Origin of the sequence: Pseudooceanicola endophyticus, from assembly GCF_018760365.1 — a bacterium.
Taxonomy (GTDB): Bacteria; Pseudomonadota; Alphaproteobacteria; order Rhodobacterales; family Rhodobacteraceae; genus Pseudooceanicola; species Pseudooceanicola endophyticus.
Window position 1 is genome coordinate 84,933 of the sequence record NZ_JAHIAB010000010.1, and the last position, 20,203, is coordinate 105,135.

General features: G+C 67.4%; 19 protein-coding genes. 11 read left to right on the forward strand and 8 right to left on the reverse strand.

Going from position 1 to position 20,203, the window contains the following annotated elements; translation table 11 throughout:
• The first annotated feature begins 95 nt into the window (after positions 1–95).
• From ctaD to KM176_RS16890, 3 genes are all read left to right on the forward strand, one after another.
• On the forward strand, positions 96–1,766 hold the full coding sequence (gene ctaD, locus KM176_RS16880) for a cytochrome c oxidase subunit I (RefSeq protein ID WP_160895159.1): 1,671 nt from the start codon (positions 96–98) through the stop codon (positions 1,764–1,766).
• A gap of 161 nt (positions 1,767–1,927) precedes the next feature.
• A complete protein-coding gene (locus tag KM176_RS16885) occupies positions 1,928–2,398 on the forward strand; it encodes a DUF2244 domain-containing protein (protein ID WP_160895158.1) in 471 nt (156 codons plus the stop codon).
• Positions 2,399–2,448: 50 nt separating this feature from the next.
• A complete protein-coding gene (locus KM176_RS16890; protein WP_160895157.1) occupies positions 2,449–2,886 on the forward strand; it encodes a DUF4174 domain-containing protein in 438 nt (145 codons plus the stop codon).
• A 63-nt stretch (positions 2,887–2,949) separates the two neighbouring features.
• Here the strand turns inward: KM176_RS16890 and KM176_RS16895 are convergent, their stop codons facing one another.
• The gene (locus KM176_RS16895; protein WP_160895156.1) at positions 2,950–3,411 is read right to left on the reverse strand and encodes a GatB/YqeY domain-containing protein; all 462 of its coding nucleotides are present in this window, start codon (positions 3,409–3,411) and stop codon (positions 2,950–2,952) included.
• Between the two features lie 222 nt (positions 3,412–3,633).
• On the opposite strand from KM176_RS16895, the gene carA reads away from it, so the two are divergent.
• Both carA and KM176_RS16905 read left to right on the forward strand, forming a co-directional pair.
• Positions 3,634–4,791, forward strand: a complete 1,158-nt coding sequence (carA, locus tag KM176_RS16900) for a glutamine-hydrolyzing carbamoyl-phosphate synthase small subunit (protein WP_160895155.1) — start codon at positions 3,634–3,636, stop codon at positions 4,789–4,791.
• A gap of 172 nt (positions 4,792–4,963) precedes the next feature.
• Positions 4,964–6,838, forward strand: coding sequence for a glycosyltransferase family 2 protein (locus KM176_RS16905; RefSeq protein WP_311136170.1), 1,875 nt, complete (start codon positions 4,964–4,966; stop codon positions 6,836–6,838).
• Here the strand turns inward: KM176_RS16905 and KM176_RS16910 are convergent.
• The gene (locus tag KM176_RS16910) at positions 6,835–7,485 is read right to left on the reverse strand and encodes a GntR family transcriptional regulator (RefSeq protein ID WP_160895154.1); all 651 of its coding nucleotides are present in this window, start codon (positions 7,483–7,485) and stop codon (positions 6,835–6,837) included. The genes KM176_RS16905 and KM176_RS16910 overlap by 4 nt on opposite strands.
• A gap of 138 nt (positions 7,486–7,623) precedes the next feature.
• Here KM176_RS16910 and KM176_RS16915 point away from each other — a divergent pair, with 138 nt between their 5' ends.
• The 3 genes from KM176_RS16915 (at position 7,624) to KM176_RS16925 (ending at position 9,880) form a co-directional block, all read left to right on the forward strand.
• Positions 7,624–8,268, forward strand: a complete 645-nt coding sequence (locus tag KM176_RS16915; protein ID WP_160895153.1) for a pyrimidine 5'-nucleotidase — start codon at positions 7,624–7,626, stop codon at positions 8,266–8,268.
• 85 nt (positions 8,269–8,353) lie between these two features.
• Positions 8,354–8,590 carry a hypothetical protein gene (locus tag KM176_RS16920; RefSeq protein WP_160895152.1) on the forward strand — a complete coding sequence of 79 codons (237 nt, stop codon included), beginning with the start codon at positions 8,354–8,356 and terminating at the stop codon, positions 8,588–8,590.
• Between the two features lie 90 nt (positions 8,591–8,680).
• Positions 8,681–9,880, forward strand: coding sequence for a UbiH/UbiF family hydroxylase (locus KM176_RS16925; RefSeq protein WP_160895151.1), 1,200 nt, complete (start codon positions 8,681–8,683; stop codon positions 9,878–9,880).
• Positions 9,881–9,941: 61 nt separating this feature from the next.
• Here the strand turns inward: KM176_RS16925 and KM176_RS16930 are convergent, their stop codons facing one another.
• The gene (locus tag KM176_RS16930) at positions 9,942–10,400 is read right to left on the reverse strand and encodes an Lrp/AsnC family transcriptional regulator (protein ID WP_160895150.1); all 459 of its coding nucleotides are present in this window, start codon (positions 10,398–10,400) and stop codon (positions 9,942–9,944) included.
• Positions 10,397–10,852, reverse strand: a complete 456-nt coding sequence (locus KM176_RS16935) for an Lrp/AsnC family transcriptional regulator (RefSeq protein WP_160895265.1) — start codon at positions 10,850–10,852, stop codon at positions 10,397–10,399. The genes KM176_RS16930 and KM176_RS16935 overlap by 4 nt, the downstream gene beginning before the upstream one ends.
• A 92-nt stretch (positions 10,853–10,944) precedes the next feature.
• Here KM176_RS16935 and ilvC point away from each other — a divergent pair, with 92 nt between their 5' ends.
• The 3 genes from ilvC to KM176_RS16950 all read left to right on the forward strand — a co-directional run bounded on the left by ilvC (position 10,945) and on the right by KM176_RS16950 (position 14,460).
• Positions 10,945–11,997 carry a ketol-acid reductoisomerase gene (gene ilvC, locus KM176_RS16940; protein ID WP_215558800.1) on the forward strand — a complete coding sequence of 351 codons (1,053 nt, stop codon included), beginning with the start codon at positions 10,945–10,947 and terminating at the stop codon, positions 11,995–11,997.
• Between the two features lie 296 nt (positions 11,998–12,293).
• A complete protein-coding gene (locus KM176_RS16945; RefSeq protein WP_160895148.1) occupies positions 12,294–13,145 on the forward strand; it encodes a bestrophin family protein in 852 nt (283 codons plus the stop codon).
• Between the two features lie 64 nt (positions 13,146–13,209).
• Positions 13,210–14,460, forward strand: coding sequence for an Hsp70 family protein (locus tag KM176_RS16950; protein WP_160895147.1), 1,251 nt, complete (start codon positions 13,210–13,212; stop codon positions 14,458–14,460).
• A 15-nt stretch (positions 14,461–14,475) separates the two neighbouring features.
• On the opposite strand, the gene folP is transcribed toward KM176_RS16950, so the two are convergent.
• The 4 genes from folP to KM176_RS16970 form a co-directional block, all read right to left on the reverse strand.
• The gene (folP, locus tag KM176_RS16955; protein WP_160895146.1) at positions 14,476–15,483 is read right to left on the reverse strand and encodes a dihydropteroate synthase; all 1,008 of its coding nucleotides are present in this window, start codon (positions 15,481–15,483) and stop codon (positions 14,476–14,478) included.
• Positions 15,484–15,494: 11 nt separating this feature from the next.
• A complete protein-coding gene (locus tag KM176_RS16960; RefSeq protein WP_160895145.1) occupies positions 15,495–16,433 on the reverse strand; it encodes a dihydroneopterin aldolase in 939 nt (312 codons plus the stop codon).
• 188 nt (positions 16,434–16,621) lie between these two features.
• Positions 16,622–17,176 (reverse strand): cell wall hydrolase, encoded by a 555-nt coding sequence (locus KM176_RS16965; protein WP_236045350.1) that lies wholly within the window; start codon positions 17,174–17,176, stop codon positions 16,622–16,624.
• Between the two features lie 227 nt (positions 17,177–17,403).
• Complete coding sequence (locus KM176_RS16970) at positions 17,404–19,971, reverse strand: putative PEP-binding protein (protein ID WP_160895144.1); 2,568 nt, start codon at positions 19,969–19,971, stop codon at positions 17,404–17,406.
• Positions 19,972–20,203 lie beyond the last annotated feature (232 nt).

Here is a 20,203-nt window from a genome sequence, read left to right on the forward strand (position 1 = left end):
GTTGCCGGATGCGCCCTGCTCTTCTAAGAATCCTTTATTCACAGGCAGTCCGGGGCGTCTCGGGTCCCCCGGTGCCGTCCCGGCAGGAGGCGCAGATGGCGGATGCGATCGTTCACGATCATGGGGAGAAGGACAACCGTGGGTTTTTCACCCGCTGGTTCATGTCCACAAACCACAAGGACATCGGGATCCTCTACCTGATCTCCGCGGCGGTGGTCGGGCTGATCTCGGTGATGTTCACCGTTTACATGCGCATGGAGCTGATGACGCCCGGCGTCCAGTTCATGTGCCTTGAGGGCGCCCGCTTCTGGCCCTCTTCCGCGGAATGCACACCCAACGGCCACCTCTGGAACGTGATGATCACCTACCACGGCGTGCTGATGATGTTCTTCGTGGTGATCCCGGCGCTGTTCGGCGGTTTCGGGAATTACTTCATGCCGCTGCAGATCGGCGCGCCGGACATGGCGTTTCCGCGGCTGAACAACCTGTCCTACTGGCTTTACGTCACCGGCACCGCGCTTGGCGTGGCCTCCTTCCTTGCGCCGGGCGGCAACGGGCAGACCGGCGCGGGGGTGGGATGGGTGCTGTACCCGCCGCTCTCGACCTCGGAAGCCGGGCACGCGATGGATCTGGCGATCTTCGCGGTGCACGTCTCGGGGGCGTCGTCGATCCTGGGGGCGATCAACATCATCACCACCTTCCTGAACATGCGCGCGCCGGGCATGACGCTGTTCAAGGTGCCGCTGTTCGCCTGGTCGGTCTTCGTCACCGCCTGGCTGATCCTGCTGTCGCTGCCGGTGCTGGCAGGCGCCATCACCATGCTGCTGACGGATCGCAACTTTGGCACCACCTTCTTCCAGCCGGCGGGCGGAGGGGACCCGATCCTCTATCAGCACATCCTGTGGTTCTTCGGGCACCCGGAGGTCTACATCATCATCCTGCCGGGCTTCGGGATCATCAGCCACGTCATCGCGACCTTCTCGCGCAAGCCGATCTTCGGCTACCTGCCGATGGTGCTGGCGATCATCGCCATCGGCGTGCTGGGCTTCGTGGTCTGGGCGCATCACATGTACACCGTGGGCCTTTCGCTGACGCAGCAGAGCTATTTCATGCTGGCCACCATGGTGATCGCGGTGCCCACCGGCGTGAAGGTCTTCAGCTGGATCGCGACGATGTGGCAGGGCTCGATCGAGTTCAAGACGCCGATGCTCTGGGCCTTCGGCTTCCTGTTCCTCTTCACCGTCGGCGGCGTCACCGGCGTGGTTCTGAGCCAGGCGGCGGTGGATCGGGCCTATCACGATACCTACTACGTGGTGGCACATTTCCACTACGTGATGTCGCTGGGCGCGGTCTTCGCGATCTTCGCCGGGATCTACTTCTGGTTCGGCAAGATGACCGGGCGGCAGTACCCGGAATGGGCGGGCAAGCTGCATTTCTGGATGATGTTCATCGGGGCGAACCTGACCTTCTTCCCGCAGCACTTCCTGGGCCGCCAGGGGATGCCGCGCCGCTACATCGACTATCCGGAAGGCTTTGCACTGTGGAACTTCTGGTCCTCGATCGGGGCCTTCATCAGCTTCGCGAGCTTCCTGTTCTTCTTCGGCATCGTGTTCTGGTCGCTGTTGCGGGGCGCGAAGGTGACGCAGAACAACTACTGGAACGAATATGCCGACACGCTGGAATGGACCCTGCCCTGCCCGCCGCCCGAGCATACCTTCGAGGAGCTGCCGAAACCCGAGGACTGGGATCACGCCCATGCCCATTAAGGGCCGCGCATGAGCAAGGCGTGAAGGGCGTCCACCCGGGGGCGCCCTTTTGCTTGCGGCGCGGGCAGGACCGCCTCCGGCGGCCGTATTTGGGGAAAGATGAAAGGGCGGGGACGGGCCCGGAACGCCTCCGGCGGGCATATTTGGAGAAAGATGAAACCATGCCCTACCGCTGGAGCGCCCCCGACCGGCTGGAGCTGTGGCCGCATCAGGCGCTGTCGCGGCGGGGATTCGCGCGGGTGATCGCCGGATTTGCCGGGCTGGGGCTGCTGCCCCTGGCGGGGGTGCTGGGGACCGGGGCGCTCTGGGGGCTGCTGCCCTTTCTGGGACTGGCGCTGGCGGGGCTGTGGTGGGGATTGCGGCGCAATGCCCGGGACCGCGAGATCCGCGAGGTGCTGGAGACCAGGCCCGGGCTCTGGCGGTTGCAGCGGCTGGGACCGGGAGACAGACGGGCGCAGTGGCAGGGCGATCCGTTCTGGCTGGAGCTGCGCCTGCATGCCACCGGCGGGCCGGTACCCGACTACCTGACGCTGCGCGGTGGCGGACGCAGGGTGGAAATCGGCGCCTTCCTGAGCCCGGCGGAACGCCGCGCCCTGGCGCAGGAGCTGCGCCGGAAACTGCCGGCAAAGTGATCCGGTGCGCCAGGATCCGCGTAGCAGGAGGAGTGACAGAGGAGATCTTCATGACCATCCGACGGACCCGTCCCGCCCTGGCGCTGCTGAGCGCCGGCCTGCTGTTCCCGATGGCGCTTCCGGCCGCCGCCGAGGCCCTGTTCCGCCCGCTTCCGCCCGCAGCCCGGGACCTTGACCCGATGCGATGGCAGAAGCGCCCGGTGCTGATCTTTGCCCCCTCGGAAAGCGATCCCGCCTACCGGGAGCAGCGCGCGCTGCTGGAGGCCGCCCAGCCCGCCCTGCAGGAGCGCGACATCGTCGTGCTGAGCGACACCGATCCCGCCGCCGGGGGCGCACTGCGCAAACGCCTGGATCCGCAGGGCTTTACCGTCATGCTGGTGGGCAAGGACGGCGGCATCAAGATCACCGAGCGCACGCCGCTGAGCGTCGAGCGGCTGGTCGAGACCATCGACCGGATGCCGATGCGCCGGCGCGAAGTCCAGCCCTGAACGCCATGAAAAAGGCCCCCCGGATCTCTCCGGAGGGCCGCTTCAGGCAATGGGATGGCGGGATCAGGCGGCGAAGCGCTTTTTCACCCGGGCGCCGGCCGCGCCGAAATCCATCTGGCCGGTATATTTCGTCTTCAGATGCGCCATGATCTTGCCCATGTCGCGGATCGAGCTGGCGCCGGTGGAGGAGATCGCTTCCTCGATGGCGGCCTGCACCTCGTCCTCGGAAAGCTGGCGCGGCAGGAATTCCTCGATCACCTTGATCTCGCCAAGCTCCTGCTCGGCCAGATCCAGACGCCCACCCTCTTCGTAGGCGCGCGCGCTTTCCTGGCGCTGCTTGGTCATCTTGCCCAGGATCGCGAGCACTTCGTCCTCGCCGACCCCGTCCTCGTTGCCCTCTCCCCGCGCGGCAATGTCGCGATCCTTGATGGCGGCATTGATCAGCCGCAGGGTGCAGAGCCTGTTCGTGGCACGGTCCTTCATCGCCTGCTTGATCGCGGCGTTGACTTGGTCCCTGAGTTGCATCTCGCCTCTACCCTTGAGTTGATTGCAGGTGCCGACCTTATACGAACGTCTGTCTTGCAACAAGCGCCGCGCAGGCCGGACCTCCTGCCGGAAGGGGTGCAGATACTCCCGCCCTGCGCAAGGCGCAAGGCCGGCCTGCCTTTGCTCCTGCGGGCCTTGACCCTTTCCGCCGTGCCCAATAGGTATGCGCCAATTTGCCCAGATCAGAGAAGAGTCGCCCCCATGCCCCTTTCCCAAGGACAGAAACCGACCGCCTGCCTCGCGCTTGCCGATGGCACGATCTTCTATGGCAAGGGCTTCGGAGCCGTCGGCGTGACCGAGGCGGAGCTCTGCTTCAACACCGCGATGACCGGCTACCAGGAGATCATGACCGATCCCTCCTACGCGGGCCAGATCGTCACCTTCACCTTCCCCCACATCGGCAACACCGGCGTGAACGCGGAAGATGACGAGACGCTGGACCCGGTGGCGGCCGGCATGGTGGTGAAGTGGGACCCGACCACCCCGTCGAACTGGCGCTCGGCCGGAGAGCTGGGCGACTGGCTGGCGGCCCGGGGCCGGATCGCCATCGGCGGCATCGACACCCGCCGCCTGACCCGTGCCATCCGCGCCCGCGGCGCGCCGCACGCGGCCCTGGCCCATGATCCCGAAGGCAATTTCGACGTCGAGGCCCTGGTCGCGCGGGCACGCGGCTTCAAGGGCCTGGTCGGGCTGGACCTGGCCAAGGACGTCACCTGCGCCCAGTCCTACCGCTGGGACGAGATGCGTTGGGCCTGGCCGGGCGGCTTCCCCAAGCAGGAGGCGCCGCGCCACAAGGTCGTCGCCGTAGATTACGGCGCCAAGCGCAACATCCTGCGCTGCCTGGCCTCGGCCGGCTGCGACGTGACCGTGCTGCCCGCCACCGCGACGCTTGAGGACGTGCTGGCCCACAATCCCGACGGCGTCTTCCTGTCGAACGGCCCGGGCGACCCGGCGGCGACCGGCGAATATGCCGTGCCGATGATCCGCGGCGTGCTGGACAAGACCGACCTGCCGATCTTCGGCATCTGCCTCGGCCACCAGATGCTGGCGCTGGCGCTTGGCGCCAAGACCGTGAAAATGAACCACGGTCACCACGGCGCCAACCACCCGGTGAAGGAACTGGAAACCGGCAAGGTCGAGATCACCTCGATGAACCATGGTTTCGCGGTGGACAGCCAGACCCTGCCCGAGGGCGTCGTGGAAAGCCACGTCAGCCTGTTCGACGGCTCGAACTGCGGCATCCGCATGACCGACCGCCCGGTGTTCTCGGTGCAGCACCACCCCGAGGCCTCTCCGGGCCCGCAGGACAGCTTCTACCTGTTCGAGCGCTTCGCCGCCTCGATGGAAAAGGTCGCCTGACCCGGACACCTTCCGATGTGTCGCAACGGCCCGCCCTTTGGCGGGCCGTTTGCATTTGGCAGGTGGTTAACGGCGACCTTCCGCATTAAGACTTCTTTAACAATAAGTTAAGCCTCGATTAACCAAGCCCTGTCACTCCTGTCCCCGCCGGATCCAGAAGGGAGGGCACGGGGTGGCGGAACTGCATCGGCCGGGACGCTCGAAGGCGGCCGAATCCGGCCCCCTGGTCTATGCCCATGGCCTGCCGCGCAGCGGCGGCGCGCTGGAGGAGGCCGCCGCCCCCTTCCTCGGGCGGGCGCCCGTCTCGGCCGAGCTGGTCGAGGGGCTGCGCCGTGCCCATGCCGAAGGCCGCATCACCGAAGACCACCTGCTGGACCTTCTGGGCGGCTATTTCGGCATGCGCTGCATCGACCTTTCAGAGGATCCGCCCGATCCGGAACTGGCCGACCTGCTTGACCCGGGGTTCTGCCTGGGTCTGCAGATCGTGCCCTGGCAGCTGGATCAGGGGGTGCTGATCATCGCCACCGCCCGCCCCGAGGGCTTTGCCGAGATGGCCGCCCGGATCTCTTTCGCGCTGCGCGAGAAGCATCGCCTGGCGCTGCGTCCGGTACTGGCGCCGCGCGCCGCGATCCAGGCCCTGGTCGCCAGCCGCGCCCGGACCGAGCTGACGGCGGCGATGTCGGCCCGCGTGCCGCTTTCAGAAAGCTGCCGCGGCTGGGGCCAGACCGGCACCCGGCTGCTCTGGCTCAGCGGGCTGGGCGCGCTGGCGGCGCTGCTGACGCTGCTTTTTCCCCATGCCGCCTTCCTGCTGCTGTTCGCCTGGGCGACGCTGACGCTGATCTTCGCCATCCTGCTGAAGACCGGCGCCGCGCTGGCCCAGCTGTTCCACCCGCCGCCGCCCCTCCTGCCCCGGGCCGAGGGCCCGCTGCCGCATATCTCGGTGCTGGTGCCGATGTTCCGGGAACGCGACATCGCCGGCACCCTGATCGCCAACCTGCAACGGCTGGACTATCCGCGTGACCGGCTGGACGTGCTGCTGTGCCTGGAAGAGGCCGACCAGGTGACCCAGGACACCGTCGCCGCGATCGCCCTGCCCAGCTGGATGCGGGTCGTCGTGGTGCCCCGCGGTGCCCCCCAGACCAAGCCCCGGGCGATGAACTACGCGCTGGATTTCTGCCACGGAGAGATCGTCGGCATCTTCGACGCCGAGGACCGGCCCGAGCCCGACCAGCTTTACCGGGTGGCGCGGCGCTTTGCCGATGCCCCGCCCGAAATGGTCTGCCTGCAGGGCGCGCTCGATTATTTCAACAGCCGCCAGAACTGGATCGCCCGCTGCTTCGCCATCGAATACAACAGCTGGTTCCGTCTGGTCCTGCCCGGCATGGAAAAGCTGGGCCTGCCGATCCCGCTCGGGGGCACCACGCTTTACATGCGCCGCAACGTGCTGGAGCGGATCGGTCGCTGGGACGCCCACAACGTCACCGAGGATGCCGACCTGGGCATCCGCCTGGCCCGGCGCGGCTACCGGACCGAAATCCTGGATACCACCACCTGGGAAGAGGCCAACTGCCGCGCCTACCCTTGGGTGAAACAGCGCTCGCGCTGGCTGAAGGGCTATATCGTGACCTATCTGGTGCACATGCGCCGGCCCGTCGCGCTGCTGCGCGATCTGGGCCCCTGGCGTTTCCTGGGCTTCCAGATGCATTTCACCGCCGCGATCTCCCAGTTCCTGCTGGCACCGCTGCTGTGGTCGTCCTGGCTGATCGTGCTGGGCCTGCCGCATCCGCTGTCACAGCATGTCGCCCATTCCTGGCTGGTCGCGCTGGCCCTGCTGTTCTTCGCGGCGGGGGCGGTGAACATCCTGCTGGGCCTGGTGGCGACGCGCGGAGCGCTGCACCGCCACCTCTGGCCCTGGGTTCCGACGATCTCGTTCTATTTCCCGCTGGGCTGCCTGGCCTGCTACAAGGCTGCCTGGGAAATGGTGGTGAACCCGTTCTACTGGGACAAGACCAGCCACGGCCATGCCCAGCCCAAGCGCAAATCCTAGAGAGAACCCTCGACCCGCGCGGCATCCAGCTTGAGCCGGGTCATGAACGCCTTGGAGATATGGGTGCGCAGCGCCTCGGCGGCCTTGGCCTCGTCATGGGCGGCAATGGCACGCACGATGGCGTCATGTTCGGCCAGCGCATCGCCGCCACGCCCTTCCGCCGCCAGCGAGGTCGTCGCCAGCAGCGCCATGGAGCGGTGCACCAGGTCAAGCTGCTGCACCAGGAAGCGGTTGTGGGACGCCAGGTGGATCTGGTGGTGGAAGCGCCGGTTCGCCCGCGCCAGCGCCGAGGGGTCGTCCATCAGCTTGCGGTCGTCCTGCACCATGTCCTGAAGCACCCGCACCTCTTCGGCAGAGGCATGGCGCGCGGCCAGGCGCGCGGCCAGCGCCTCCAGCTCGGCGCGCACGACGTAAAGCTCCGAAAGCTGGTTGTGATCCAGCGATGCCACGATCAGCGAACGTCCGTCGCGGGTCAGCAGCGCCTGGGTTTCCAGCCGTTGCAGGGCTTCGCGGATCGGGGTGCGCGAGACGCCGAAACGCTCGGCCAGCTCGCTTTCCACCAGCCGGTCGCCGGGGCGGTAGACACCGACGTCAATGGCTTCGAGGATCAGCGAATAGGCGTCGCCCTGGGCGGGTTTGCTGGCCATGCAGGGCCTCCTTAACAAGTCCGCGCAGATTAGGCGGCGCGATTCCTCATGGCAAGCGCCCGGGAACCGCGTGGTTTCCGCAGGGCCGGTGCTGTCGCCCGCTTGCGCCGGACGAAGCCGCGCACTAGCGTCCGCGCCATGCTTCAGCAATCCTTCTCTCACGTCACCACCTGGGTCTTCGACCTCGATAACACCCTTTATCCGCCCGAGGCGCGGCTTTTCGATCAAATCGAGGTGCGCATGACCCGCTGGGTGATGGACACGCTCAAGGTCGATCACGCCGAGGCCGACCGGCTGCGCGCCGCCTACTGGCGCGATCACGGCACCACGCTGGCCGGTTTGATGCGCGAACACGACGTCGATCCCGGCCCCTATCTGGTCGAGGTGCATGACATCGACATGAGCCCGCTGCGCCCCGATCCGGAGCTGGCCGCCCATATCCGCGCCCTGCCCGGTCGCCGCATCGTCTATACCAACGGTTCCGCGCCCTATGCGGAACGGGTGCTGGAGGCGCGCGGCCTGAGCGGCCTGTTCGATGCGATCTACGGGGTCGAGCACGGCAACTACCTGCCCAAGCCCGATCATGCCGCCTTCGAGACGGTCTTCGGCCTGGACGGGTTCGACCGCTCCAGGGGCGCCATGTTCGAGGACGATGCCCGCAACCTGGCCGTGCCCCATGCCATGGGCCTGCGCTGCGTCCATGTCGCCCCCGAAGCCGCCCCGGCGGCGCATATCCACCACCACACCGATGACCTGAGCGGTTTTCTGGCGCAACTCGTCTGAAAGTGGCGGAACGGGACAGCTTGTCGCCTTGACCGTGCGCATGGCACACTCCATCTGCGCCGGAACGTGACAACAGGAGGCTCACATGTCCGCACCCCCCGCCGCCCCGAAGGGCTGGTTCTACAAGATCCCCGTCATCGGCTGGATGGCCCGGGACCTGGCGCGCGACTTTCACGGCAACATCTATTACGCCCTGATCGCCGTGCTGACGCTGCTGGTCGTGGCGGTGAAGATCTGGGGCCTGGTGGCCCTGGGCCTGACCGCCGTCCTGCTGACGCCGGTGATGTTCGTCATCCTGATCCTGCTGACCCTGGGCGACTGAACTGTCGCAGGTGGCGCGCGGGGCCTTTCCCCCGCCTGCCCGTCGGCCTAGAACCTGCCGGGAAGCAGCCCACCGCAGGAGAACCGGACCATGGATGAACGCTACGATATCGTGATCTCGGGCGGGGGCGTCGCCGGTCTGGCGGCGGCCTGCATCTTCGGCGCGGAAGGGTTCAAGGTGCTCTGCCTCGACCCCACCCCCCCGGTCACCCTGCGCGAGGCCGCGGGATCGGACCTGCGCACCACCGCCTTCCTGCAACCGGCCCGCGCCCTGATGGAAGAGGCCGGCCTGTGGGAGGTCCTGGCCCCCCATGCCGCGCCACTGCAGATCATGCGCATCGTCGATGCCGGCGGCCCCGAGCCAGAGGCCCGCATCATCAAGGATTTCAACGCCTCCGACATCTCGGATCTGCCCTTCGGGTGGAACCTGCCGAACTGGCTGCTGCGCCGCGAGATGCTGGCGCGGCTGGAGGCTCTGCCCTCGGTCACCTTCCGCGCCGGGATCGGGACGAAGACCCTCTTCACCCGCGAGGCCGAGGCCATGGTGGGGCTGAGCGATGGCAGCAAGCTGCGCTGCAGACTGGTGATCGCCGCCGACGGGCGCAATTCGCCGATGCGTCAGGCCGCCGGAATCGGCGTGAAGACGCGCCGCTACGGCCAGAAGGCCCTGGCCTTCGCGGTCACCCATCCGATCCCGCATCAGAACGTCTCGACCGAGGTGCACCGCAGCGGCGGGCCCTTCACCCTTGTGCCCCTGCCCGATTTCGAGGGCCGCCCCTCCTCGGCCATCGTCTGGATGGAAGACGGCGCGCGAGTGCAGGAGCTGGCCGCCATGGACGTGGAGGATTTCGAGGCCGAGATGCTGCGCCGGAGCACCGGGATCCTGGGCCCGCTGAAGCTGGAGACCCGCCGTTCGGTCTGGCCGATCATCAACCAGGTGGCCGAGCGCATGGCCGGGCAGCGGCTGGCGCTGATCGCCGAGGCCGCCCATGTGGTGCCCCCGATCGGTGCGCAGGGGCTGAACATGTCGCTGGGCGACATTCGGGTGCTGCGGGATCTGGCACTGAAGGATCGCGCCGGCCTCGGCAGTGTCGCCATGCTGGAGCGCTTCCACCAGGCCCGCCACCGCGAGGTCCAGATCCGCGCCGCCGGCATCGACATGCTGAACCGGGCCAGCCAGGTCTCGGCGCAGCCGCTGCGCGATCTGCGGGCAGCGGGGCTTTCCGCGCTTTATTCCGCAGCGCCGGTGCGCAAGGTGCTGATGCAGATGGGCCTGGGGGCGAAGGGGTAAGGGGGCTCTGCCCCCATCGGCCTGCGGCCGATTCCCCCGCCATATTTGAGGAAAGATGAAATCAGCCGAGGGGGCCCGGCAGGCGCTCCTCGGTCAGCATGACGTTGGCATCGACGCTGCCGACGCCCGGCAGCGTCATGATGCGGCGGCGCAGGACGCGTTCGAAATCGGCAATGTCGCGGGCTGTGACACGCAGGCGATAGTCGTAGGCGCCCAGGATGTGTTCGACCGTCTGGACCTCGGGGATGGCCATGATGGCGCGTTCGAAATCCTCCAGCGAGACCCGGCCCTTGGCGGCAAGCTTGATGCCCAGGAAGACCGTGACGCCGAAGCCGAGCGCGGCGAAGTCCAGATCCAGCTGGCGCCCGGCGATGGCGCCGGCCTCCTCCAAACGGCGGATGCGGCGCCAGGTGGCGGGCTGGGACAGCCCGAAGCGGCGTCCGAGCGCACCGGCGCTTTGCGTCGCGTCCTCGGCCAGGGCGCGCAGGATCTTGCGGTCGATGGTATCGAGCTCGATCATATCGGCAGGCTTTCGTCGTACTTGATGCGCGCGATATGCATCAGCGCATCCAGGTCCGTGACATGGGGCAGATGCAGGATGCGTTCACGATAGATCTGCTGGTAATGCGCCAGATCCCGCGCGATCAGCCCCAGCCGCACATCGACCTGACCGAGGAAGGTCTGGATCTCCAGCACTTCGGGGATCTGGCGCGCCCGGGCGGCGAATTCATCGAAGGCCCGCGGCACCGACTTGTCCAGCGTTACCCGCAGCGAGACCTCGACCGTGTAGCCAAGCGCGCGCCAGTCGATCCGGGCGCGCGTGCCGCGGATGATCCCCGCCTCCTGCAGTTTCTCGATCCGGCGCCAGCAGGTCGCGGGGGCAAGCCCCGCCCGTTCCGCGATCTGTGCCGAAGAGGCGTGCGGATCCGCCTGCAACTGCCGCAAAATGCGCCGGTCCGTGTCGTCCAGAATAGCCATTTCATCTTTCCAAAAATACGGAATAGAAATCTCACAAAAGGGCCAACAAATGCAAGTTCTGCAAAGAACACCGCCGCAGGACCCGTATGTTGAGGGCAACAGAGAAGGAGAAAGACATGCGTGTCTATTACGATCGCGACTGCGACATCAACCTGATCAAGGACATGAAGGTCGCCATCCTGGGCTACGGTTCCCAGGGTCATGCCCACGCGCTGAACCTGCGCGACTCGGGTGCCAAGAACGTCGTCGTCGCGCTGCGCGAGGGCTCTGCCTCGGCCAAGAAGGCCGAAGCCGAAGGCCTGGCCGTGATGGGCATCGCCGAAGCCGCCGCCTGGTGCGACCTGATCATGTTCACCATGCCCGATGAACTGCAGGCCGAGACCTACAAGAAATACGTCAAGGACAACCTCAAGCCCGGCGCGGCCATCGCCTTCGCCCACGGCCTGAACGTCCACTTCGGCCTGATCGAGGCGCCCGAAGGCGTCGACGTCATCATGATGGCGCCGAAGGGCCCGGGCCACACCGTGCGCGGCGAATACACCAAGGGCGGCGGCGTGCCCTGCCTGGTGGCCGTCGAGAAGGACGCGACCGGCAAGGCGCTGGAAATCGGCCTGTCCTACTGCTCTGCCATCGGTGGCGGCCGCTCGGGCATCATCGAGACCACCTTCCGCGAAGAATGCGAAACCGACCTGTTCGGCGAACAGGCCGTCCTGTGCGGTGGCCTGGTCGAGCTGATCCGTTGCGGTTTCGAGACCCTGGTCGAAGCCGGCTACGCCCCGGAAATGGCCTACTTCGAGTGCCTGCACGAGGTGAAGCTGATCGTCGACCTGATCTATGAAGGCGGCATCGCCAACATGGACTACTCGATCTCCAACACTGCCGAGTACGGCCAGTACGTCACCGGCCCGCGCATCCTGCCCTACGAGCAGACCAAGAAGGCGATGAAGGAAGTCCTGACCGACATCCAGCAGGGCAAGTTCGTTCGCGACTTCATGCTGGAAAACGCCGTTGGCCAGCCGACCCTGAAAGCCTCGCGCCGTGCCAACGACGAGCACCTGATCGAGGAAACCGGCAACAAGCTGCGCGGCATGATGCCCTGGATCACCGCCGGCAAGATGGTCGACAAGTCGAAGAACTGATCCCTTCGGGACCCGGTTTCACGGAAGGCCCTGCCGCTTGCGGCAGGGCCTTTTCCGTTTCCCGCGCCGACTGGACAGGCCGCGACCGGCAGCGCCCGGGGCGGTCCGCTCGCGCCAGGGATGTGCGCCCCGCGAAAGGCCTTTTTCTTAAGCTCCGGGATCGCTCCCGGGGTGTGCAATTCCTGCAAGCCTGCGGTCACGCAGTTGCTCCTTGCCGGGGCCCGGGCATGGGGCTAACCGTCGCACCTTGTCAGCCCGGCCAATGGGGTAGCGGGCAGAAACGAAAGGGCTTTTTCGTGATCCTCCGCAAGCGACCCAGCATGCTCGGGCTGTTTTTCGTCCTCAAGGGATCGGTCATCCAGCGAATCTGGATGCAGGTCACCGCGATCTTCCTGATCGGGATCGCCGTGGTCTGGGCGCACCGCAACCTCGACGGGGTCGTGCCGGGGCTGGATCCGACGCCCTTCAGCCTGATCGGGGTCGCACTGTCGATCTTCCTCAGCTTCCGCAACGGCGCCTGCTACGACCGCTGGTGGGAGGCGCGCAAGCTCTGGGGGCTGATGATCCAGACCGCCCGCGACATCCAGCGCCAGTCGGTCGTGCTGGAGGGCACGCCGGAGCGCCGCCAGCTGCTGCTTTCCCTGGTCGATTTCGCCCGCCGCTCGGGCAGCCAGCTGCGCGGCAAGCCCGAGGCGAAAAGCGCCGACGACGCTCTGGCCGAGGCCACCCGCGTCCTCTCCAAGCTGGAGACCCAGGGCCGGCTCAGCCATGTGCAGGCGCTGGTGCTGCATGAAAGCCTCAATCGCATGAACGCCGCCCTGCTGGGCTGCGAGCGGCTGGCCAACACGCCCGTCCCCTTCGCCTACACGCTGCTTCTGCACCGCACCGCCTATATCTACTGCACCATCCTGCCGGTCGGCTTCGTCGACACGCTGGGCTGGGTGGCGCCCTTCGTCTCTGCGCTGGTGGCCTATGCCTTCTTCGGCCTCGATGCCCTCGCCGAGGAGCTGGAAGAGCCCTTCTCGGGCCAGCTGAACGCGCTGCCGCTCTCGGCCTATGCCACCACGGTGGAAATTTCGATGCGCCGCGCCCTTGGCGATACCGAGCTGCCCGAACCGCCGAAGGCCGTGAATTTCGTTCTGAGCTGAGCGGTCTTGCAGCTTCCCGCCCGGCGCACTAGGAACTCCGACTTTCTGGACAGGGAGAGTCGGCATGGACGCAGTGACGCTGGGCGTGGATTTCGGGACCTCCAACTCGGCTGCGGCCGTGGTCGAGAACGGGCAGCTTCGCCGCCTGCCCATCGAGGACGGTGCAGAGACCCTGCCCACGGCCGTCTTCTTCCCCACCGGGGGCGGTCGGATGCTGATCGGCGAGGCCGCTGGCCATGCCCTGATCGAGGGCGAGGACGGGCGTTACATGCGGGCGCTGAAAAGCGTCCTCGGCACCCCCCTCTTCCATGAGAAACGCCTGATCGGCGGCAAGCGCCAGACCCTGTCCGACGTGGTCACCGCCTTCCTGTTCCGCCTGCGCGAACGCGCCGAGGCGGAGCTGGGGCGCAAGGTCTCGGGCGTGCTGTCGGGGCGGCCGGTGCATTTCCACTCGGCCGATCCGGCGCGCGATGCCCAGGCCGAGGCCGACCTGCGCGGCTGCTACGAGGCCGCCGGCTTCACCGATATCTCTTTCCTCAATGAACCCGAGGCCGCCGCGCGCGCCTCGCTCGGCACCGGGCATCCCGGAGAGGTCGGGCTGGTGGTCGATATCGGCGGCGGCACCTCGGACTTCACGCTGTTCCGCACCGGCGACTCGGGGATCGAGGTCCTGGCCAGCCACGGCATCCGGCTGGGCGGCACCGATTTCGACAGCGCGATCTCGCTGTCCCATGCCATGCCGCTGCTGGGCCATGGCGGCCAGCTGAAGCGAGAGATGGGCGCGGGCCTGCTGCCGATGCCGGTGGCGGTCTATGCCGACCTGTCGACCTGGGCCAAGATCCCCTTCCTCTACACCCCCGAGACCCGCCGCGCCGTGGCACATCTGCTGCGCGACGCGGTGGAGCCCGAGAAGGTCGCGCGCCTTGCGGAGGTGCTGGAGCACGAACTGGGCCACGAGCTGGCCTTCGCGGTGGAAAAGGGCAAGATCCGCGCCAATGGCCTTGAGGGCGGCGAGGCGATGATCCGCATGACGATGATCAAGCGCGGCCTGGGCGCCCCTGTCACCCCCGGCACGCTGGCCGCGGCGCTGGAAGATGCGCGCAATGCCCTGCTGAAGGCTGCCGCCGAGACGCTGGAGATGGCGGGGATGAGCCCCGCGCAGGTCGATGCGGTGATCCTGGTCGGCGGCTCCAGCCTGATGCGGATGGTGGGCGACGTGGCCCGCACCCTCTGCCCCGAAGCGCGGATCGAGACCTCCGAGGCCTTTACCGCCGTGGTCGACGGGCTGGCGCTGACGCTGGCGGACGGACGCTAGGCCCGAAGGCGGGCCTCAGGCCCGCCCCGCCTGCACCGCCTGCCACAGCCGGATCGCCTGCGCGGTGCCCGCGACATCGTGGACCCGCACCATCTGCACCCCCTGGGCAATCCCCGCCAGCGCCACGGCGATGGAGCCGGGATCACGCTCGCTCGGCGTGGTGGTCTGGCCCACGGTGCCGATGAAGCGCTTGCGCGACACCCCCAGCAGAATGGCGCAGCCCAGCCCGTGGAACAGCGACAGCCGGTTCAGGATCTGCAGGTTGTGGCCGACGTCCTTGGCAAAGCCGATGCCCGGATCGGCCAGGATGCGGGCGCGGGGAATGCCGGCGGCCTCGACCGCGTCGATGCGCTCGGCCAGCTCGTCATAGGTGTCCAGCAGCGCGTTGTCGAACTGCGGGTCGATATGCATGTCCTCGGGGGCGCGGCGCATATGCATGACGCAGACCGGTGCGGCCAGCGCGGCAGCCAGCGGCGCCAGCGCGGGATCGAAGGCAAAGCCCGAAACATCGTTGATCAGCTGGCCCCCGGCGGCCAGCGCGGCCTTCGCCACCCCGGCCTTTCGGGTGTCGATGGAGATCGGCACGCCCAGCGGCGCGATCCGTTCGATGGCCGGCGCGGTGCGGGCGATCTCTTCCGCCACCGGGACCTCGGCGGATCCGGGGCGGGTGCTTTCGCCGCCCACGTCGATCATGTCGGCCCCGGCGGCAATCATCGCCCGGGCATGGGCAAGGGCCGCGTCCGGCGCATCGTGGCTGCCCCCGTCCGAGAAACTGTCGGGCGTCACGTTCAGGATGCCCATCACCCGGGGCACATCCAGCGACAGGCCGGCAATCGCGGGGCGCGGGCGGCAGATGCGGCGCTGCCAGTCCTCGGGCAGCTGATCGGCGGGCAGGACCTGCGCCCCCTCCCGCGTCAGCCGTTCGACATGGGTGAACCACAGCGGGCCGCCACAGAGCGGCAGCGCCCCTTCGGGACGGGGAAGGCCCCCCTGCGGGATCGGGCGGTAATAGACCTTGGTCATGAGAGCATCCTTCAGGGCAGCGGCAGCACCGGCGTATCGGCCGACACCTTCAGCAGCGACACGCCCTCGGGTGCCTCGGCCTCGGCGCCGATCAGCAGCAGACCCGAGGCCTGCATCTGCCCCGCGAACCAGCGGGCCAGCCCGGTGCCGTCACCCACCGCATCGGGGCGATCCCCGGCGGCGTCCAGCACGATCTTCGAGGGCGCCCAGAGGCAAAGCTGGCGCTGCTTCATCGCCCAGTCGATCTCGGTCCGGGTGTTGACGACCACGCAGCGGCGATCCCGGGCCGCCAGAAGCCAGGCCGCCTGTTCGATGGCCAGCAGGTCGATCCGGCGCTGCACCGGTGCAGAGGGCGCCTGGGGCGGCACCACGGCGCCGCGCCCGCAGGTCAGGATCACCGGGCGCCCTGCCCGCTCCAGCTGGTCAAGCCAGGTCGGCAGATGCGCCGAGGCAGCGGCCCCGGCCCCCAGGAAGACGACCAGCGGATGGGGAATGCCCTTCAGCTGCTCTTCCTCAAGCTGGGGCAGCGCATCGCCACGCGCACGCACGATCTCGACCCCCAGGGCGCCGGGGCCGCGATCCAGCTTCTCGATCCGGATGAAGGCGCGCTGCGCCATGGGCTCGGCCAGGATGCGGGCGGCGATGCGCTCGGCCAGGGTTTCCAGCAGGTTCAGCCGCTCGGCGGCAAGCTCTGCGGCGATGGCCTCGGTCACCTTGTCGTAGGACAGGATCCGGTCGACGTCATCCTCCAGCGGGCCGGGATCGTGACGGACCTCGACCACGATGTTGAAGCGCAGCCGCTGGCGGTGGCCGCGTTCCTGCTGGAAGGCGCCGATCTCGACCTCGACGGGATAGTCGCGCAGGGAAATGCGGTCCGCCGGCGTGTCGCCGCTCAGGGCCTCGGATCGCTCGATCGGGTGGCCGAAGGCCTGGGTAATCTGGTCGCTCATGCTTCCCCCGGAATTCTTGCGGCCTACATGACGCAGCTTGGCCCGAAAGGCAAAGCACCCGCCCCGCGAAAAGAGACATTCCGGACCGAACTTCCGTCACGATCGGAAACATCCGCCCCCCGGAAATGGAAAAAGGGCCCGCCTGGGCCCTTTGCGAAACGTGCCGGATTGCACGTGGTTGGGTGGATCTAGTTCTGGGTAAGCTGGGTGGGTCTTCGGTAGAATTCGTGGACCCCGATTGTCGCCGTATGTGTGAACCTCTTGGACCATCCCGGCTTGACGTGGAGCGTGTGGTAGAAGGTCGCCCCATTTGTCAGAGGCCTCGGCGCGCCCTCCAGCATCAACGCGGCCACCTTGGCCACCCGGGCGTAGGCCGAGGGCTCCGAGATGGTCTCGGCCAGGCCGTCGCAGGTGTAGGTGAACTGGCAGGCGAACTTGCGGCCTGTGCCCTGGTGGACAACGCCGCAAACGCTGTCGGGGAAGTTCTGGCTGTCGACGCGGTTCATGATGACCTCGGCCACCGCGAACTGCCCCTCGACGCTTTCGCCGCGGGCCTCGAAGTAGAGCGCCTCGGCCAGGCACTTGAACTGGTCGCCGCCCGAGCCCTTGGGCTGCTTGGCAAGCCAGTCCCGGCTGTAGGTGATGCCAAGACCGGAGGTGCGCGGCGCCTGGAACATCGCGGCAAGCTTGCTGCTCGACACGGATTTCAGCCCCTGCGTTTCCACCTGCATCGCGTCCGTCATCGGGTTGTCCGCCCACGCGGGAACGGCAAGCATCATGAATGATGCCAACAACGCAGCAGCAAATTTCATCGTCTGTCCCTCGTGGATTTGGGCTTGCGCCAATCTCGACCGGCCCGGTTCCCTAGCGAAATGTTACGGGACCGTCCACCCCGAGGGGTCTTTTTTGGCGGCAGTTTGCTGCCAGCGGGTTAAACCGATCCCGGATCGGAACCGGCAAACACCTGTGTTCAGGAGGTTTTCAGAGCCCTCGGCGGCAGGGTCGGACGGATGCGCAATTGCGCCGCAGCCAGCCGTGCGACCGGAACCCGGAAGGGCGAACAGGACACATAATCGAATCCCACGTCGCGGCAGAAAGCGATTGATTCGGCATTTCCGCCATGCTCGCCGCAAATAGATAACGTCAGGTCAGGCCGTGCCGCACGCCCCCGCTCTGCCCCGATCATGAGCAGTTCTCCGACCCCCTCGGTGTCGAGCGTGTGGAACGGATCCTCGCGGTAGACACCCTGCTTCACGTATTCCGACATGAACTTGCCGGCGTCATCGCGCGACAGCCCGTAGGTCATCTGCGTGAGGTCGTTGGTGCCGAAGGACAGGAAGGCGGCATGGGGGGCGATCTCTCCGGCGCGCAGGGCGGCACGCGGGGTCTCGACCATGACGCCAAGGCGGTAGGTAAAGTCGCGCCCGGTCTCCATCTTGACGGCGGCGGCGACCGCATCAATGCGTTTCTTGACCATCTCGACCTCGCGCTTGGCCGAGACCAGCGGGATCATGATCTCGGGCACCACGGGGGCGCCATTTCGGCTGGCCTCCAGCGTCGCCTCGAAGATGGCGCGGGCCTGCATGTCGTAGATCTCGGGCATGGTGATGCCCAAACGCACGCCGCGCATCCCCAGCATGGGGTTGTATTCCGACAGCGCCTCGACCCGCCGGGTCACATCCGAAAGCGGCATGGAGAGCGCCTCGGCCAGCTCGCGCATCCCGGCCCGGTCGGCGGGCAGGAATTCGTGCAGCGGCGGATCGAACAGCCGAATGCAGACCGGGCGCCCCTGCATGATATTGAAAAGCTTGATGAAGTCGGCCCGCTGCATGGGCAGGAGGCGTTCCAGGGCCGCCGCGCGGTCGGCGCCTTCGCGGGCAAAGATCATCTCCCGCATCACGGTCAGGCGACCGGGATCGAAGAACATGTGCTCGGTCCGGCACAGGCCGATGCCCTGGGCGTTGAAGCGGCGGGCGACCTCGGCATCGGCGGGGGTGTCGGCATTGGCGCGGATGCCGATGTCGCAATATTCCTCGGCCCAGGTCATCATCGCCTGGAAGGCGTCATCCTGCGCGGCCTCGTGCAGCGGCGCCTCTCCGGCCAGGATATCGCCGTTGGTGCCATCGACGGTGACGATGTCGCCGGCGCGGAACACCCGGCCATCGCGGGTGCGCAGCAGCTGCTCCTTCATGTCGAAGATCAGCCCTGTGACCCCCACCGCGCAGGGCAGGCCCAAACCGCGCCCGATGACCGCCGCATGAGAGGTGATGCCGCCGCGTTCGGTGATCACGGCGACGGCGGCATGCATGCCGCGGATGTCCTCGGGGCCGGTTTCGCGCCGGGCCAGGATGCAGGGCTCGTCACGGGCATGACAGGCCTGCGCCGCCAGGGCCGAGAAGACCAGCTTGCCGCTGGCCGCCCCCGGGCTTGCGGCGATCCCCTTGCCGATCACGTCACGCGGCGCCATCGGATCGACCTGACGGTGCAGCATCTCGTTCAGGGCGCGCGGATCGACCCGGCAAAGCGCCTCGTCGCGGGGGATCACGCCATCCTCGGCCAGCGCCACGGCAATGCGCACCGCCGCGCGGGAACTGCGCTGAGCCCTGAGCGCGTCCAGCACATGGACCTGGCCGTTCTCGATGGTGAACTCGGCCTGCATTTCCTCGCGCAGGCGAAAGCGCATCAGCCCGCAATATTCCACCAGCTGCTCGAAAGCCTCGGGGGCCAGGTCCTGCAGGGAGGGCCCGCGCGCATCCCGCGCCAGATAGAGGGCCCCCTCACCGCTGTCCTGCAGCGCCTCGCGGCCCTGGCTCTGGTTCATGTAGCGCCCGGTGATGCGCAGCCGGCCCGTCCCCGAGGAGACCAGCTGGATCACCCCCGATCCGCAGACCCCGCCCTTGCCAAGCCCGAGCGCCATTTCCTGCACCACGAGGCCCAGCCCGGCATCCGCCGGCGCCCCCTTGGCCTGCCGCAGCAGCCGCGCGGTGGTGCCCCGCCAGGCCCGCGCCATGGATTTCAGCACCGCCGCCAGCTGAACTGCCGCATCCTGGGGGAAAGGCTCGTCAGTCTCGTCCTGATAAGCCGCCAGCGCCCCCTCAAGCGCCGCCGGACCGGACATCGGCAGATCGTCGAAGACATCCGGATCCAGCCGCTCGACATGGATCGCATAGGTCCGCACGAAACGACCGTAAAGACGGGTGGCCGCCTCGATCCCGATCCGCTCGGACAGTGCCGCATGCATGGCGTCATTCATGCCGATATTCAGAACGGCCGACGGCCCGCCCCAATCCGGATCCTCCGACGAGGGCCGCACGCAGAGCAGCGGATGCGCCCCGAAGGGTTTCAGCAGGGCACGGATGTCGGGCATCCTCCCTTCCGCAATGTCATGAACCGCCCGGAAGGACAGGGCCACAGTCAGCGGCACGGGCAGCGACAGGCGAACGAGCCTTTGCAGGCACTTCGCGCGCCCGCCATGGGTCTCCGTCTTGATCGGAGCCGTCTCGGTGACGAGAGTGATAATGGGATCGTCTTGCTGCACTGCGGCACCCGAAAATTCGTTCCAGCAGCATAGTCGTGCGGGGATTCGGGGCAAGGGGAAAGCAGTGCGGCGGATGCACAGGATATATCGAGAAGTGGGGGCTCTGCCCCCGCCCGCCTGCGGCGGCCTCCCCCGGGATATTTCTGGCCAGATGATGAAGAGCCGGTCTACCCGTCATCTGGCAGGAAATATCCCGGGGTGAATGCCGCCCGGAACGGGCGGCAGAGGGGCA

Coding starts and splice junctions, on each gene's coding strand:
- KM176_RS16925 (WP_160895151.1), top strand. CDS start 8,681: ATGGATGAACGCTACGATATCGTGATCTCGGGCGGGGGCGTCGCCGGT.
- KM176_RS16885 (WP_160895158.1), top strand. CDS start 1,928: ATGCCCTACCGCTGGAGCGCCCCCGACCGGCTGGAGCTGTGGCCGCAT.
- ctaD (WP_160895159.1), top strand. CDS start 96: ATGGCGGATGCGATCGTTCACGATCATGGGGAGAAGGACAACCGTGGG.
- ilvC (WP_215558800.1), top strand. CDS start 10,945: ATGTTGAGGGCAACAGAGAAGGAGAAAGACATGCGTGTCTATTACGAT.
- KM176_RS16890 (WP_160895157.1), top strand. CDS start 2,449: ATGACCATCCGACGGACCCGTCCCGCCCTGGCGCTGCTGAGCGCCGGC.
- KM176_RS16965 (WP_236045350.1), bottom strand. CDS start 17,176: ATGACGGACGCGATGCAGGTGGAAACGCAGGGGCTGAAATCCGTGTCG.
- KM176_RS16895 (WP_160895156.1), bottom strand. CDS start 3,411: ATGCAACTCAGGGACCAAGTCAACGCCGCGATCAAGCAGGCGATGAAG.
- KM176_RS16950 (WP_160895147.1), top strand. CDS start 13,210: ATGGACGCAGTGACGCTGGGCGTGGATTTCGGGACCTCCAACTCGGCT.
- KM176_RS16915 (WP_160895153.1), top strand. CDS start 7,624: ATGCTTCAGCAATCCTTCTCTCACGTCACCACCTGGGTCTTCGACCTC.
- folP (WP_160895146.1), bottom strand. CDS start 15,483: ATGACCAAGGTCTATTACCGCCCGATCCCGCAGGGGGGCCTTCCCCGT.
- carA (WP_160895155.1), top strand. CDS start 3,634: ATGCCCCTTTCCCAAGGACAGAAACCGACCGCCTGCCTCGCGCTTGCC.
- KM176_RS16930 (WP_160895150.1), bottom strand. CDS start 10,400: ATGATCGAGCTCGATACCATCGACCGCAAGATCCTGCGCGCCCTGGCC.
- KM176_RS16960 (WP_160895145.1), bottom strand. CDS start 16,433: ATGAGCGACCAGATTACCCAGGCCTTCGGCCACCCGATCGAGCGATCC.
- KM176_RS16920 (WP_160895152.1), top strand. CDS start 8,354: ATGTCCGCACCCCCCGCCGCCCCGAAGGGCTGGTTCTACAAGATCCCC.
- KM176_RS16910 (WP_160895154.1), bottom strand. CDS start 7,485: ATGGCCAGCAAACCCGCCCAGGGCGACGCCTATTCGCTGATCCTCGAA.